Source organism: Kitasatospora sp. NPDC022856 (assembly GCF_055561235.1).
In genome coordinates, this window is the sequence record NZ_JBVHHE010000035.1 from 37,838 (window position 1) to 53,517 (window position 15,680).

At 74.2% G+C, this 15,680-nt stretch carries 12 protein-coding genes; 8 read left to right on the forward strand and 4 right to left on the reverse strand.

Features of this window, described 5'->3' with window-relative positions:
• Positions 1 to 322 precede the first annotated feature (322 nt).
• A complete protein-coding gene (locus ACZ34W_RS31265; protein WP_465608901.1) occupies positions 323 to 2,752 on the forward strand; it encodes an endonuclease/exonuclease/phosphatase family protein in 2,430 nt (809 codons plus the stop codon).
• 77 nt (positions 2,753 to 2,829) lie between these two features.
• Here ACZ34W_RS31265 and ACZ34W_RS31270 read toward each other — a convergent pair whose 3' ends face one another.
• Positions 2,830 to 3,774, reverse strand: coding sequence for an SGNH/GDSL hydrolase family protein (locus ACZ34W_RS31270; RefSeq protein ID WP_329487107.1), 945 nt, complete (start codon positions 3,772 to 3,774; stop codon positions 2,830 to 2,832).
• A 331-nt stretch (positions 3,775 to 4,105) separates the two neighbouring features.
• Here ACZ34W_RS31270 and ACZ34W_RS31275 point away from each other — a divergent pair, with 331 nt between their 5' ends.
• Together ACZ34W_RS31275 and ACZ34W_RS31280 are read left to right on the forward strand one after the other, a co-directional pair.
• Entirely contained in the window at positions 4,106 to 5,761 is a 1,656-nt protein-coding gene (locus ACZ34W_RS31275) for an FAD-binding dehydrogenase (protein ID WP_465608903.1), read from the forward strand.
• A 320-nt stretch (positions 5,762 to 6,081) separates the two neighbouring features.
• A complete protein-coding gene (locus tag ACZ34W_RS31280) occupies positions 6,082 to 8,067 on the forward strand; it encodes a protein kinase domain-containing protein (protein ID WP_465608905.1) in 1,986 nt (661 codons plus the stop codon).
• Positions 8,068 to 8,090: 23 nt separating this feature from the next.
• Here ACZ34W_RS31280 and ACZ34W_RS31285 read toward each other — a convergent pair whose 3' ends face one another.
• Entirely contained in the window at positions 8,091 to 8,441 is a 351-nt protein-coding gene (locus ACZ34W_RS31285) for an ArsR/SmtB family transcription factor (RefSeq protein WP_329487104.1), read from the reverse strand.
• A gap of 89 nt (positions 8,442 to 8,530) precedes the next feature.
• On the opposite strand from ACZ34W_RS31285, the gene ACZ34W_RS31290 reads away from it, so the two are divergent.
• From ACZ34W_RS31290 to ACZ34W_RS31305, 4 genes are all read left to right on the forward strand, one after another.
• The gene (locus tag ACZ34W_RS31290) at positions 8,531 to 10,504 is read left to right on the forward strand and encodes a heavy metal translocating P-type ATPase (RefSeq protein ID WP_465608908.1); all 1,974 of its coding nucleotides are present in this window, start codon (positions 8,531 to 8,533) and stop codon (positions 10,502 to 10,504) included.
• A 4-nt stretch (positions 10,505 to 10,508) separates the two neighbouring features.
• Positions 10,509 to 10,919, forward strand: a complete 411-nt coding sequence (locus ACZ34W_RS31295) for a (2Fe-2S) ferredoxin domain-containing protein (protein ID WP_329487102.1) — start codon at positions 10,509 to 10,511, stop codon at positions 10,917 to 10,919.
• Positions 10,920 to 11,046: 127 nt separating this feature from the next.
• Entirely contained in the window at positions 11,047 to 11,310 is a 264-nt protein-coding gene (locus ACZ34W_RS31300; RefSeq protein ID WP_329487101.1) for a hypothetical protein, read from the forward strand.
• Positions 11,311 to 11,593: 283 nt separating this feature from the next.
• Entirely contained in the window at positions 11,594 to 13,261 is a 1,668-nt protein-coding gene (locus ACZ34W_RS31305; protein WP_465608911.1) for a purple acid phosphatase family protein, read from the forward strand.
• A gap of 152 nt (positions 13,262 to 13,413) precedes the next feature.
• Here ACZ34W_RS31305 and ACZ34W_RS31310 read toward each other — a convergent pair whose 3' ends face one another.
• Complete coding sequence (locus ACZ34W_RS31310) at positions 13,414 to 13,899, reverse strand: peroxiredoxin (RefSeq protein ID WP_329487099.1); 486 nt, start codon at positions 13,897 to 13,899, stop codon at positions 13,414 to 13,416.
• Positions 13,900 to 14,164: 265 nt separating this feature from the next.
• Between ACZ34W_RS31310 and ACZ34W_RS31315 the strand changes: the two genes are divergently transcribed.
• The gene (locus ACZ34W_RS31315; RefSeq protein ID WP_465608913.1) at positions 14,165 to 15,256 is read left to right on the forward strand and encodes a sugar ABC transporter substrate-binding protein; all 1,092 of its coding nucleotides are present in this window, start codon (positions 14,165 to 14,167) and stop codon (positions 15,254 to 15,256) included.
• Positions 15,257 to 15,317: 61 nt separating this feature from the next.
• Here the strand turns inward: ACZ34W_RS31315 and ACZ34W_RS31320 are convergent, their stop codons facing one another.
• Complete coding sequence (locus ACZ34W_RS31320) at positions 15,318 to 15,650, reverse strand: YnfA family protein (protein WP_329487097.1); 333 nt, start codon at positions 15,648 to 15,650, stop codon at positions 15,318 to 15,320.
• Positions 15,651 to 15,680 lie beyond the last annotated feature (30 nt).

The following is a 15,680-nucleotide window of genomic DNA, read 5'->3' on the forward strand; positions in this document are numbered from 1 at the left end:
GCCCCGGGAGTGACCGTCAGGGCGGCGGCGGGACCCCGCCGGGCGCCCAACCTGTCGCGCGCGTCACAGCTTCGGGTGTGATCTCGCCGACGGTCTCGATTGTTCACCGCCGAGGTCTTGTCGCGTCATTTTCTACGCGCGTATCTTAAGGCGCTGCGGGGGGCCGTCCAGGATCCCCGGGCCCGCGCCTCTACGCGGGTAGCGCACTCGCGCCCGTCTGACCCACCCTCACGTCCCGGCGGCCCCACGACTGCCGGGCCACTCGTGCCACCCCCGTTGCCGTGCCGCTGCGCGCCACGACGAACCAAGGAGTCCCGTCCAGGTGACCACCTCCCCCGCTTCCCGCCCGCGGTCGCGCCGCACCCTGCTCCGCGCGACCCTCCTTCCGGCCGGCCTGGCCGTCTCGCTGGTGCTCGTCCCGCTGCCGGCCGCGGTGGCCGCGCCCTCGGCCGACGCGGTGATCGCCGAGGTGTACGGCGGCGGTGGCAACTCGGGTGCCACGCTGAAGAACGACTTCATCGAGCTGGCCAACAAGGGCGGCGCCGCCTTCGGCCTGGACGGCTGGAGCGTGCAGTACATATCCGGCACGCCCGGCGCGAACTCCCAGTGGGGCGTCACCCCGCTGACCGGTGCGATCGCCCCCGGCACCCGCTACCTGGTCGCCGAGGCGGCCGGCGCGGCCGGCACGGTCGACCTGCCCGCCCCGGACGCGGCCGGCTCGCTGGCCCTGTCGGGCACCAGCGGCACCGTCGCGCTGGTCCGCGGCACCGACCCGCTGACCTGCAGGACCGCCGCCGACTGCGCCGCCGACCCGCGCGTGCGGGACCTGGTCGGCTTCGGCACCGCCGTCGTCCACGAGGGCTCGGCCGCCGCCGCCGGCGCCTCCAACACCGCCTCGGTGGCCCGCAAGGCGGGCCTCGCGGACACCGACGACAACGCGGCGGACCTCGCCGCCGGCGCCCCGAGCCCGACCAACAGCAAGGGCGAGGTCGCCGAGGGCTCCACCCCGACCGGTCCGACCGAGCCGGGCACCGTCCGGATCCACGACATCCAGGGCACCACCCGGCTGTCGAGCCGGACCGGCAAGACGGTCGCGGGCGTACCCGGCATCGTCACCGGCGTGCGCGGCTACGGCTCCAAGGGCTTCTGGATCCAGGACCCGAACCCGGACGCCGACCCGGCCACCAGCGAGGGCGTCTTCGTCTACACCGGCAGCGCCAACCCGACCGTCAAGGTCGGCGACTCGGTGCTGGTCACCGGCAAGGTGACGGAGTACTACCCGAACTTCAACGGCGGCTCGCAGTCGCTCACCCAGCTCAGCGGCCCGGCCGTCACCGTGCTCTCCTCGGGCAACCCGCTGCCGGCCGCGGTCGAGGTCGACACCCGCAACATCCCCGGCACCTACGCCCCGCAGGCCCCGGCCGGTGGCACCGTCGAGTCCCTGCCGCTCCAGCCGGAGAAGTACACCCTGGACTTCTACGAGTCGCTGGAGGGCATGCGCGTCCAGGTCAAGGACGTCCGGGTGATCCAGGCGACCGACAAGTACAACGAGCTCTGGGTCGCGGCCGACGAGCAGGACCAGAAGAGCCGGCGCGGCGGCGTGCTGTACGAGTCGTACGAGGAGCCGAACGTCGGCCGTCTGATGGTGCAGCAGCAGGCGCCGGCCGCCCAGCAGCCGTTCCCGGTCGCCAACGTCGGCGACGTGCTGACCGGCACCACCGACGGCCCGCTGGACTACAACGGCTTCGGCGGTTACACCCTGGTCGCCGGTACCCTCGGCGCGCTCCAGGACAACCACCTGGCCCGCGAGGTGACCGCGCAGCCGGCCGACCGCGAGCTGACCATCGCCACCTACAACGTGGAGAACCTGGCGCCCGGCAACCCGGACGCCAAGTTCGCCGAGCTGGCCCAGGCCGTGGTCACCAACCTGCGCTCGCCCGACGTCCTCGCCCTGGAGGAGATCCAGGACAACAACGGCGCCAAGAGCGACGGCACGGTGGACGCGAGCCAGACCGTCGCCAGGTTCGTCGCCGCCATCAAGGCGGCCGGCGGTCCGGCGTACGACTGGCGCTCGATCGACCCGGAGGACGGCAAGGACGGCGGCGAGCCCGGCGGCAACATCCGCCAGGTCTTCCTCTTCAACCCGCAGCGGGTCTCCTTCACCGACATCGCCGGCGGCAGCGCCACCGCCGCGGTGGACGTGGCCGGCACCGGCGCGGCCACCGCGCTGACCGCCTCGCCCGGCCGGATCGCCCCGGCCGACGAGGCCTGGGTGAACAGCCGCAAGCCGCTGGTGGGCCAGTTCTCCTTCCGCGGCAAGAAGGTCTTCGTCATCGCCAACCACTTCAACAGCAAGGGCGGCGACCAGGGCATCGACAGCCGCTTCCAGGCCCCGGCCCGCAGCTCCGAGGTGCAGCGCCTCAAGCAGGCCACGGTCGAGCAGGCCTTCGTGGCCAAGCTGCTGGCCGCCGACAAGGAGGCCAAGGTGGTCTCGCTCGGTGACTTCAACGACTACCAGTTCTCGCCCGCGCTGGCCGCGCTGACCAAGGACGGCGTGCTGCGCGACCTGGTGAACGAGCTGCCGGAGAAGGAGCAGTACTCCTACGTCTACCAGGGCAACTCGCAGGTGCTGGACCACGTCCTGGTCAGCCCCGAGGTCGGGTACGCCAAGTACGACGTGGTGCACATCAACAGCGAGTTCGCCGTCCAGGCGAGCGACCACGACCCGCAGGTGGTCCGCATCAAGCCGTAGGGCCCGCGGCACGACCGAGGGGGCGGTGACCGGAGTTCCGGTCGCCGCCCCCTCGGGGTTCCCGCCCGCGCCCGCGGCTACTTCAGGGCGGCGAGCACGGCGTCCGCCATCACCTTCTCGCCGGTGGCGTTGGGGTGGAACGGGACGGCCGGGGAGCCCGGCAGCGCGCCCTCGATCCAGCGGTCGTCCGAGCAGACGTCGTGGCCGACGGTCGGGGTGGCGGTGTCCACGTAGGTGGCGCCGCCCGCGGCCGCGGTGGACCTGAGCATGGCGTTCAACTGGCCGAGCACGCCGTACATGTACTCGACGTCCCCCGCCGTGACGGGCTGGCGCAGGAAGCACTCGGAGCCGTCGGCCGGCAGCACGGACGGGTAGCCCACCAGCAGGACCCTGGCGCCGGGGGCCTTGGCGTGGACGCGCTTCAGGGTGTCGGCGATCTGCGGCCGGGCGGCGGCGATCCGGTCGGCCAGGTCGTCGTTGCCGTACTGCCAGGACCAGCTGGACCAGTCCCAGTAGCCGTGGTGGAAGACGTCCTTGCAGGGCGTGCCCAGCGGGTTGACCGCCGCGCCGGCGATGCAGACCCCGACCAGTTCGCCGAGCCCGAGGTCGGTGGCGCCGAGGTCGTTGCCGCCGATGCCGAGGGTCACCAGGTCGGTGTCGGCGGTGACGGCGTCCAACTGCGGGTCGTTGACCCGGATGAACGCGTCGTACTGGGGCTGCGTCATCGCCTTCACCTTGGCGGCGGCGCAGGTGACGTCGGTGTAGGCGGTGGCCTTGAGGGCGGCCGCCACCAGGTGGCCGTAGTTGCGGTCGGAGCGCAGGCACAGGCCGGCCGACTGGCCGGGCACCCCGGCGCCGGCGGCGTAGGAGTCGCCGAGGGCGACGTAGTGGCGGGGGGCGGGCGTGGCGGCCTGCGCGCTGGTGGAGGTCAGGGCGAGGGCCGCGCCCAGTGCGGCGGCGGCGAGCAGGGCGGGCTTCCGGGAAGTCCGGGTCGTACGGCGTTTCCGGGCAGGGCTGAGCACGGGTTCCTCCTGGGGGAGAGAGAACGAGTGGGGGTCGCGCCAGCCGGGCCACAGCTTTACTACTGACAGGTAAGTTACCGCCAGGTTTCGAATGCGTCCATGCCCGGTGCGGAAATTCCCGAAAACCCGTCAGAAGCATTTCGGAATAACGCTCCACCGTGTATCGGAGGTATTTCCGAAACGCCTCGGAGCGGAATTGCCGCCGCAGCTTGTTACTCACCGGTTGACGCGCCCCGCCGCAGGCCGCAGTATCGGGCGCACGCCGCACCGCCCGAACGCCGCACCGCAGGACCACCGGCCGCACCGCCGGACCACTGATGGAGGAGAGCGCATGGCCCTGGACGCCGATGTCATCGTCATCGGAGCCGGTCTCGCGGGCCTCGCCGCGACCGCCGAACTCGCCGACGCCGGACGGCGGGTGATCCTGCTCGACCAGGAGCCCGCGGCCTCCTTCGGCGGGCAGGCGCACTGGTCCTTCGGCGGTCTCTTCCTGGTCGACTCGCCCGAGCAGCGCCGGATGCGGATCCGCGACTCGCACGCGCTCGCCCTCCAGGACTGGCAGGGCACCGCCGGCTTCGACCGCGCCGAGGACGCCTGGCCGCGCCGCTGGGCCGAGGCCTACGTCGACTTCGCGGCGGGGGAGAAGCGGGCCTGGCTGCGCGCCCAGGGCGTGCGGTTCTTCCCGGTCGTCGGCTGGGCCGAGCGCGGCGGGCTGCTGGCCGACGGACCCGGCAACTCCGTTCCCCGCTTCCACATCACCTGGGGCACCGGGCCCGGCCTGCTCGAACCCTTCGTCCGCCGGGTCCGGGCCGCCGCCGAACGCGGCCTGGTCGACCTGCGGTTCCGCCACCGCGTCACCGGCCTCTCCGCGCACGCCGGGGTCACCGACACCGTCGCCGGCGAGGTGCTGGCGCCCAGCAACGCGGCGCGCGGCGAAGCCAGTTCGCGCGAGGTCGCCGGCCAGTTCGAACTCCGCGCGCAGGCCGTGATCGTCACCTCCGGCGGCATCGGCGGCAACCACGACCTGGTCCGCAAGGCCTGGCCCGCCCGGCTCGGCACCCCGCCCGAGCGGATGCTCTCCGGCGTCCCCGCCCACGTCGACGGCCTGATGCTCGGCATCACCGGCGAGGCGGGCGGCAACCTGATCAACGGCGACCGGATGTGGCACTACACCGAGGGCATCGAGAACTGGGACCCGATCTGGGCCCGGCACGGCATCCGCATCCTGCCCGGCCCGTCCTCGCTCTGGCTGGACGCCCGCGGCCGCCGGCTGCCCGTCCCGCTCTTCCCCGGCTTCGACACCCTCGGTACCCTCGAACACCTCCGGACCACCGGGCACGACCACACCTGGTTCGTGCTCAGCCAGAAGATCATCGAGAAGGAGTTCACCCTCTCCGGCTCCGAGCAGAACCCCGACCTCACCGGCCGCTCGGTGCGCGGCGTGCTCGGCCGCGCGCTGCCCGGCGCCCCCGGCCCGGTCCGCGCCCATCTGCGGCACGGACCCGACTTCGTGGTCGCCGGCAACCTGGCGGACCTCGCCCGCGGCATGAACGCCCGCACGCGCGAGGCGCTGATCGACCCGGACGAGCTGCGCCGCACCGTCGAGGCCCGGGACCGGCAGCTCGCCAACCCGTTCGCCAAGGACCTCCAGGTCACCGCCATCCACGGCGCCCGCCGCTACCTGGGCGACAAGCTGATCCGCACGGCCGCTCCGCACCGCATCCTCGACCCGGCGGCCGCCCCGCTGATCGCCGTCCGGCTGAGCATCCTGACCCGCAAGTCGCTCGGCGGGCTGGAGACCGACCTCTCCGCCCGGGTGCTGCGGCCCGGCGGCGAGGTGCTGGAGGGCGTGTACGCGGCCGGCGAGGCCGCCGGCTTCGGCGGCGGCGGGGTGCACGGCTACCGCTCGCTGGAGGGGACCTTCCTCGGGGGCTGCCTCTTCTCCGGCCGCACGGCGGGCCGGGCGGCGGCGGCCGCGACGGCGTAACGGGCGGCGGCCTTCGCACCGCAACAGCCCTGGGCTGCTGTCGAGTTGGCCCGGGAGCGCGCTGCGGCCGACGCGGAGCCGGACCGGACCGGTCGGCCCCGGGTGCCCGCACCGACGCGCCCGTCACCGGCCGTTCGGCGACCACCACCCGGCCCCGGGCGGGGCCGTGCCGACCCTGCCCGGTAGCGTCTGATGCTCGCCGCGGCCCGAACGGCCGGGTCCGACCGGTACCGGTGGCGCGGCGGGCGGGGGAGAGTGGTGGCAGCACAGGCCGTGTTGGTGACGACCCGTTGGGGCGGGGCACTGCGAAGGGGCGGGGCATGAATGGTCGGGGGACCGTGCTCGGAGGTCGGTACGCGCTGACCGAGTGGATCGGTGGCGGCGGCATGGGCGCCGTCTGGCGCGCCGACGACCGGGTGCTGGAGCGGCAGGTCGCCGTCAAGGTCCTGCACGCGGGACTGCTGGAGGAGGGGACGTTCGCGTCGCGGTTCCGGCGCGAGGCCCAACTGCTCGCGGCGATCAGCCACCCGGGCATCGTGGAGGTCCACGACTACGGGGAGCAGGGCGGCGACGCCGGTCACGGCGCCGAGGGCGAGCGGATCGCCTACATCGTGATGGAGCTCGTCGAGGGGCGGCCGCTGGACAAGGCCCTCGCCGAGGACGGCCCGATGCCGCCCGAGCGGGCGCTGAGCCTGCTCGCCAGGGCGCTCGACGCGCTGCACGCCGCCCACCAGCAGGAGATCGTGCACCGGGACGTCAAGCCGTCCAACCTGATGCTGGGGGACGACGGCCGGGTGACGGTGACGGACTTCGGCATCGCGCGGGCGCTGGTGAGCACCACGCTCACGGCGACCAACGTGGTGGTCGGCACCGCCCTGTACATGGCCCCGGAGCAGGCCGGCGGCGGCGGAGTCACGCCGGCCTCGGACCTCTACTCGCTCGGCGTGGTCTGCTACGAACTGCTGACCGGCACGCCGCCGTTCACCGGCGAGAGCGTGGTCGAGGTGGCGCTCAAGCACGTCCAGCAGCCGGCGCCGGAGCTGCCCGGTGAGTTCGCGCCGGCCGTGCGGGAGTTCGTCGCCCGGGCGCTTGCCAAGCAGCCGGGGGACCGGTTCGCCGACGCCGCCGCGATGGCGGCCGCGGCACGGGAGGCGGTCGGCGACAGGTCGGCGCCGGTCGCCGCGGTGGTGCGCCCCGTCCCGCCCGCCGTGCCCGGGACCCCGGCGGCCGGCGCCCCGGCGGCCGAGGTCGCCCGGGTGGCACGCCGGACCGGCGCCGAGCCCGGTGCGGGCCGGCGGTGGCGCCGCCTCCTGGTGCCCGTCATCATTCCGGTGGTCATCACCGGTGGCGCGGCCACGGTCGTGCTGGTGGAGCGGGGCCCGTTCCACACGCGGACGCAGACGCAGACGCAACAGCCCGGTGCGCAGCCGGCGGTGTCGGTGTCCGCCGGCCCGCTCACCGACAGCCCGGCGGCGACCGCGTCGCCGACCGGGGAGCTCCCGGCCACGCCGGCGCCGGGCGCGGAGCCCACGCCGGGCGCTCCACCGGCCGCGGAGCCCGAGGCCGGCGGAGCGCCCGTGCCGCCTGCCGGCGGCGCGCCGGAGGTCCCGGCACCGGGCGCGGCACCGAAGCCGGGCGGCGGCACGGGGTCGGCCGGCGGGTCCTCCGGAGGGTCCGCCGGTGGGTCGGGCGGCACCTCGCCGAAGACGGGCGGCAGCGGCAGCGGTGGGGGCGGTGGGGCGGCTCCCGCGCCGAACCAGCCCGCGCCGCAGGCGCCCGCACCCCAACAGCCCGCCCCGTCGGCACCCGCGCCGAACCAGCCGGCGCCCAGCCCCGAGGCTCCCAAGCCGCCGGAGGCCAAGCCGTCGGCGCCGACCGTGCCCGCGGGGTGCGGCGGCAGCCGGTGGGGCGACATCGTCAACGTGGCCGACGGCCAGAAGCTCGGCCTGGCCGCCGCCGGCCCGTCGCCGGGCGGCGCCGTCGTGGTGGGCGGGACGACCGCCTACGGCTGGGTGCGCTCGGACCCGAACCCGGGCGGCTGGTACGAGATCCACGCGTGCGGCCTGAGCGGGCCGGTCCTCGTCCAGGACACCGACTTCTCGAACACGTCGAGTCAGAAGGTGCTGCTCTCACCGGGGTTCAGCTTCATGGCCAACTGGTCGGTGGTCGGCGCGGGCGCCCAGGGCGTCTACTACCTCAAGGACTACATGGGGTCGACCTGCCTGACCGACAACGGCGCGGGCAGGCAGGCCACCATGACCGCGTGCACGCCGGGCAACGCCTACCAGCAGTGGCGGATGCCCTGAGCCGCGGGGCTCCGGAGTGAGCCCTACCGGTCGTCGGTGACGCCGAGGCGCAGGTGGTCGACGTGGTAGACGGCGTGGTCGAGGAGTGCGGCGACGTGGTCGTCGTGGAGGGAGTAGACCACCGAGCGGCCGCGGCGCTCGCCGACGACCAGGCCGAGGTTGCGCAGCAGGCGGAGCTGGTGGGAGCAGGCGGACTGCTCCATGCCGACGGCGTCGGCGAGTTCGGTGGCGGCCCGCGGGCCCTCCCGCAGCTGGGCGAGTATCAGCAGGCGGGAGGGGGTGGCCAGGGCCTGGAGGGTGTTCGCCACCTTGGCCGCGTTCGACGCGTCCAGGCGCATCTGCGGCACGGCGTTCTCGGCGGCTGCGTGTCCCATGGGGGCATCCTACGGGGCGGGGCTCAGGCGGGGCCCGGCACGCAGGAACGAATGAAAGTGTGTTCATATGTTCCTGTATCGTGGCGGACATGTCCGCCACCGTGCTCACCCGACCGCCGGTCCCCACCGCCCCCGCGACGGCGCCCCCGCGCCGCACCCGGGTGCTCGCGCTGCCCGAGGCCCGCTGGGCGGCCGCCGCCACCGCGGCCTTCCTGGCCGCCCTCACCGTGCGGTTGCTCGACGGCCCCGGGTGGGCGTCCGGGGCGTTGTACGCGGCCGCGTACCTGGCCGGCGGCTGGGAGCCCGCCCTGGCCGGGCTGCGGGCGCTGCGCGAGCGGACCCTGGACGTCGACCTGCTGATGGTGGTCGCCGCCCTCGGCGCCGCGGCCATCGGCCAGCCGTTGGACGGCGCCCTGCTGATCGTGATCTTCGCGACCAGCGGCGCCCTGGAGGCGCTGGCCACCGCCCGCACCGCCGACTCCGTCCGGGGCCTGCTCGACCTCGCCCCCGCCACGGCCTGCCGGCTCACCGCCGACGGCCGGGAGGAGACCGTCCCCACCGCCGCACTCGCCGTCGGCGACACCGTGCTGGTCCGCCCCGGCGAGCGGATCGGCGCCGACGGCCGGGTCCTCGACGGCAGCAGCGAGGTCGACCAGGCCACCATCACCGGCGAACCGCTGCCCGCCGCCCGGTCCGCCGGCGACGAGGTGTACGCGGGCACCCTCAACGGCGGCGGCGCGCTGCGGATCCGGGTCGAACGGGACGCCGCCGACTCCGTGATCGCCCGGATCGTCGCCATGGTGCAGGAGGCCTCCGAGACCAAGGCGCCCACCCAGCTCTTCGTCGAGAAGGTCGAACAGCGCTACGCCGCCGCTCTGGTGGCCGCCACCCTGCTGCTCTTCGCCGTCCCGCTCGCCCTCGGCGCGGAGCTGACCGCCACCCTGCTGCGCGCCATGACGTTCATGATCGTCGCCTCGCCGTGCGCCGTGGTGCTGGCCACCATGCCACCGCTGCTCTCCGCCATCGCCAACGCCGGCCGGCACGGCGTGCTGGTCAAGTCCGCCGTGGTGATGGAGCGGCTCGGCCAGGTGGACACCGTCGCCCTGGACAAGACCGGCACCCTCACCGATGGCACGCCGAAGGTCGTCGAGCTGCGCCCGCTGGGCGTCACCGAGGCCGAGCTGCTCTCCCTCGCGGCCGCCGCCGAGCACCCCAGCGAGCACCCGTTGGCCCGGGCGGTGGTCGCCGCCGCCCGCGAGCGCGGCCTGGTGCCGCCCGCGGCCACCGACTTCACCGCCACCCCGGGGATCGGCGTGCGGGCCGTGGTCGGCGGCGCGGTGGTCGCGGTGGGCGCCCCCGGTCCGTACCGCGGGCACCCCGCGGTCGCCGAGCTGGAGGCGGCCGGCCGCACCGCCGTCCTGGTGCTGCGCGACGGGGAGCCGGTCGGCGTGCTCGGCCTCGCCGACCGCCCGCGCGAGCAGGCCGCGGCCGCCGTCCGGGGCCTGGCCGCGCTCACCGGCCGCCCGCCGGTGCTGCTCACCGGCGACAACCGGCTCGCCGCCGAACACCTCGCCCGGGAGGTCGGTCTGACCGACGTCCGGGGCGCGCTGCTGCCCCAGGACAAGGTGGCGGCGGTCCGCGAACTGGCCGACGGCGGGCACCGGGTGCTGATGGTCGGGGACGGCGTCAACGACGCCCCCGCGCTGGCCGCCGCGCACAGCGGGGTCGCGATGGGCCGGGCCGGGTCCGACCTCGCCCTGGAGACCGCGGACGCGGTGGTGGTGCGCGACGAACTGACCGCGGTGGCGGCCGTGGTGGCGCTCTCCCGGCGGGCCCGCCGGCTGGTCGTGCAGAACCTGGCGATCGCCGGGGCGTTCATCACCGTCCTGGTGGTCTGGGACCTGGCCGGTACGCTGCCACTGCCGCTCGGTGTCGCCGGGCACGAGGGCTCCACCGTGATCGTCGGCCTCAACGGCCTGCGGCTGCTGCGCGAACGGGCGTGGCTGCGGGCCCTCCACCAGGAAGCCCCGGGCGCCGGGGCCGGGAACCACGAGGAGCGCTGAGCCGATGAGCCGTCGAGACCGCGAGCGCGGTGGCGGGAAGGGGCCCGCGGCCCCGGTGACCGTCACCGTCTGCCGGGGCTGCTGCTGCGGCACCCAGGAGAAGCACCCGGGCGTCGACCACGCGGGCCAGTACGAGCGGCTGCGCGAGGCCGTCGGTGGAGCGGGCAAGGTCCGCGCGGTCAAGTGCCTGGACGCGTGCGCGCACTCCAACGTCGTGGTGGTCGGCCCGTCCAGCGAGGGCCGCGCGGCCGGCGGCCGCCCGGTCTGGCTGGGCTGGGTGCTGGCGGACGACATGGTCGAGGAGATAGCCGAGTGGGTGCACGCCGGCGGCCCGGGCCTGGCCGAGCCGCCCGGGCTGCTCGACCTCCAGCAGGTCACCGTCTCCCGCCGTATCCGCGACGGCCTCCCGGGCTGAGGCGCCGGGAGCCCGGGCCCGGCGGCGCGCACCGGACCCGGTGCGGGTGCCCGGCTCCGGGGCGGTCCGTCCGGCGGGCCGGGGCACTACCATTTACCGGGCGCCCCGGCTTGGGAGGAATCACGACGTGACCACGGTCTGCCGCATCTGCGCGGGCACCGGCCGCACCGCCGGTCTCAGCTGCCGCACCTGCCAGGGCACCGGCACCACCGAGGTCGGCGGCGGTGGCGGCAACTGCTTCCTCTGCGACGGCACCGGTGTCTACGTCCGCTACCGGGTCGACGCGGCCGGCGCCAAGCACGCCTACCGCGACGAGGTCTGCCGGACGTGCGACGGCACCGGCAACCGCGCCCCCTCCACCTGGGACGAGATCGCCCCGCCGCCGCGCTGAGGCCGTCGGCCGGCGGAGCCCTTCGTCTGCCGGGGCCCCGGCCGGTAGCGCAGGGCCCCGGCCGGTCCGCCTGCGCCCCGGCCGGTACGGCGGACCCTGCGACGGGGGATCAGGACCCGGGGGATCAGGACCCGGGCCGGGCCGGATGATCCGGCGGCCTCCGGCCGCCCGGGGCGACTTTGCCGAGACATGGTCGAACATTGGCGTTCGACTGACCGGCACGCCGGGGTGCGTTCACCGCCTGTAGGTGTGCGGTCAACGCTGCGCTGGAAGAGTCCCGCCCATGGATATCCCCCACATGGGCGTGCCCGCGAAGCTCGCCGACCGCATGAGCATGGCCGAGCAGCACGAGTACCTGCGGGCCCGTTTCTCCCGCCGCCGGATGCTGACCGCCGCTGCCGTCGGCGTCGGCGCCCTGGCCGTGGGCGGTTCGCTGGGCAGCGGTGTCGCGACGGCCGCGCCGGCCTCCCCGCAGCTGCTGACCGGCGGCACGGCCGACGGCGTCGACGGCTCGCTCGTCGCCCCGATCGGCCGTCACCTCGCGTTCGGCCCCGAGCCGGACACCCAGCTCCGGGTCTCCTGGCAGGTCCCGGCCCCGGTGAAGAAGCCGTTCCTGCGCTACGGCAGGAACCCGTGGGACCTCGGCCACAAGGTCCAGGCCGAGGTGCGCGCCCTGCACACCCCCGCGCTGACCCCGACCGGCCAGCCGGTGGACCAGTACTACCTGCACGTCGCGCTGGAGGACCTCCAGCCCGACACCACGTACTACTACGGCGTCGGCCACCAGGGCTTCGACCCGGCCTCGCAGCAGGCGATCTCCACCCTGAGCACCTTCCGCACCGCGCCCTCGCGCGACCACCGCTGGGGCAAGGTGTACGAGCCGTTCACCTTCACCGCCTTCGGTGACCAGGGCGTCAGCGCGCACGCGGCCGGCAACGACCACGTGATCCTGGCCCAGAACCCGGCCTTCCACCTGCACGCCGGCGACATCTGCTACGCCGACCCGGCCGGATCCGGCCAGGACGCCGACAAGTCGGTGTACAACGCCCGCACCTGGGACGACTTCCTGGTCCAGACCGAGACGGTCGCCTCGAAGGTCCCGTGGATGGTCTCCTACGGCAACCACGACATGGAGGCCTGGTACTCGCACCACGGGTACGGCGGCGAGAACAACCGCTTCTTCCTGCCGGACAACGGCCCGGACCCGCGGACCGTCCCCGGCGTCTACAGCTTCCGCTACAAGAACGTCGGCGTCATCTCGCTGGACGCCAACGACGTCTCCTACGAGATCCCGGCCAACCTGGGCATCTCGGCGGGCAAGCAGACCGCGTGGCTGCAGCGCACCCTGAAGGACCTCCGCAACGACGAGACCGTCGACTTCGTCGTGGTCTTCTTCCACCACTGCGCCTTCTCCACCACCCACCAGCACGCCTCCGAGGGCGGGGTGCGCGAGGCGTGGGTGCCGCTGTTCGAGAAGTACCGGGTGGACCTGGTGATCAACGGTCACAACCACGTCTACGAGCGCACCGACGCGATCCTCGGCAACAAGGTCTCCAAGGCGGTGCCGAGCGGCGCCACCGTCGAGCCGGCCACCGACGGCGTGGTGTACGTGACGGCGGGCGCGGCCGGCCGCAGCCTGTACAGCTTCGACGCCCCGGACACCTACGAGGGCCACGAGAACCGGCTGGACTCGGTGGACACCTACCACTTCGCCAAGGGCGGGGTGAAGGTGACCGAGAAGGTCGAGTGGTCGCGGGTCCGCTACACCGGCTACTCGTTCATCAAGGTCGACGTCACCCCGGCGCACCTGGGGCAGAAGTCGTCGATGAAGGTCACCGCGCTCGCCGAGAACGGCACGCAGGTCGACCACTACACGATCCTGCGCAAGGTCGGCGAGGGCTGGGACGGCACCACCGACGACGACGGCGAGGGCGGCGGCTGGGGCTGGTAGTCCGCCGCGCGCGCCCGGGGGCGCGGAGACCGGCCCCACGGGGCCCGGTGGCCCGGTCGGGAACTCCCGGCCGGGCCACCGGCGTGTCCGGGGCCGGCCGGGGACCGCCGCGTGCGCCGCCTGGGCTTCCCGCCGCCCGCCGGCGGGCCGGTCTAGCCGAGTGCGGCCAGTTGCGCCGCGAGGGTGTCGCTGTGCTGGAAGGTCAGCCCGGCGAGCGCGACGTGCTTCCAGCGGACCGTGCCGTCGCCGTCCAGGACGAACACCGAGCGGCGCAGCCCGAGCCCGGGCACCGCGATGCCGTAGGCGCGGACGACGGTCCGGTCCGGGTCGGCGAGCAGCGGGAAGCCCAGGCGGTGCTTGCGGGCGAACTGCTCGTGGCTGTCCAGCCCCTGCGGGCTGATGCCCCACACGGTGGCGCCCAGGCCGCGGAAGCGGTCCAGGTCGGAGCTGTACGAGCAGAGCTGCTTGGTGCAGACCGCGGTGTCGTCGCCGGGGTAGAAGACCAGGACCAGCGGGCCGCCCTTGGCTTCGGCGAGGCGGTACTCGCGGCGTTCGGCGGTGCCGGCCTGCTCGTCGAACAGCAGGCCGGGCAGGGTGAACTCGGGGGCGAGGGAGCCGATTTCGGGGGGTTTGGCCATCGCTGTGCGGTCCTCACGGGTGGGTGCTGGGGTCGCCGCCCACCCTATGCCCGGGTGACGGCCGGGCTCGTGATGTTGAAGAGTTGACGCCGGTCTGCGAAGGCTTCGCGACTGTCGTGCGGGAATATCCGACGGATCTTCACTTCATAACGAATCGAGCAGCAAGGTATCGAGTTTCCCTTCAGTTATTGACGGAATCGCCGAGCACGGCTTGACTCCGACCTCTGCCGCAAAGCCGCGGCGCAGTCAGGAGGCAGCACCCACCATGAACAGAACGACCCGTCGCGCGGGCGCGGGCACGGCCACGCTCGCGCTGGCCCTCGCCCTCGCAGCCTGCGGCCAGAGCGACGGAGCGGCACCGCACTCGGACGGCGTCGCCGGCAAGACCATCGGGCTGCTGCTGCCCGAGAAGACCTCCTCGACCCGGTACGAGGCCTTCGACAAGCCGCTGATCGAGGCCACGGTGGAGTCCCTCTGCACCGGCTGCGTCGTCGACTACGCCAACGCCGACGGCGACGAGACCGTTCAGAAGCGGCAGTTCGACGACCTGCTGGCCAAGGGCGTCAAGGTCGTCCTGCTCGACCCGGTGAACGCCGAGGTCACCGCCCCCTGGGTGGAGGCCGCCGCCGCCAAGGGCGTGAAGGTCGTCGCCTACGACCGGCTGGCGGAGGGCAAGGTCGCCGCCTACGTGTCCTTCGACAACCAGCGCACCGGCGAGATCCAGGGCCAGGCCCTGCTCGACGCGCTCGGCCCGAAGGCCGCCGCCGCCACGGTCGTGATGATCAACGGCGCCGAGTCCGACCCCAACGCGGCGATGTTCAAGGCCGGCGCGCACCGGTCGCTCGACGGCCGGGTCAAGAAGATCGGCTACGAGCAGTCCGGCGAGTGGAAGCCGGAGGTGGCCCTGGCCAAGACCAACGAGGCCATCCAGGCCCTCGGCAAGGACGGTTTCCAGGCCGTGTACGCGGCCAACGACGGCATGGCCGCGTCCGTCATCGAGGCGCTCAGGGCGGCCGGGATCAAGAACGTCCCGGTCGGCGGCCAGGACGCCTCCATCGACGCGGTGCGCCGGGTGCTGACCGGCGAGCAGTCCTTCACCGTCTACAAGCCGTACAAGCCCGAGGCGGACGCCGCCGGGAGCATCGCCGTCCAGCTGCTGAAGGGGATGGACATCAACGCGTCGGCCAACGCGGGGGTCGACAGCGGCGGGCAGCGGATCCCCTCGCTGCTGCTCACCCCGATCGTGGTGACCAAGGCGAAGGTGCAGGCCACGGTGGTCGGCGGCGGCCTGTACAAGGCGGCCGACATCTGCACCGCGCCGTTCGCGGACGCCTGCGCGGCGGCCGGCGTCAAGTAGGCGGGGGTGCCGGCGTCCGCCGGCGTCCGTCCGCCCCGGCGCTGTGCGGCAGCGCCGCCGCTCAGCGCCGGGGGCCGTACATGATCACGGCGACCCCGGCCAGGCAGACCAGCGCCCCGGCCACGTCGTAGCGGGTGGGCCGGAAGCCGTCCACCGCCATGCCCCAGAGCAGCGAGCCGGCCACGAAGACGCCGCCGTACGCGGCCAGCACCCGGCCGAAGTCGCTGTCCGGCTGGAGCGCGGCGAAGAAGCCGTACCCGCCGAGCACCACCACCCCGAGGCCGGCCAGCCACCACGGCCGCTCCTCCCGCACGCTCTGCCAGATCAGCCAGCAGCCGCCGATCTCGGCGAGGGCGGCGAGGGCGAACAGGGCGGCGGAGCGCAGGACCGTCATGGTCGTCAAGCCTACGAGCCGCGGCGGGCG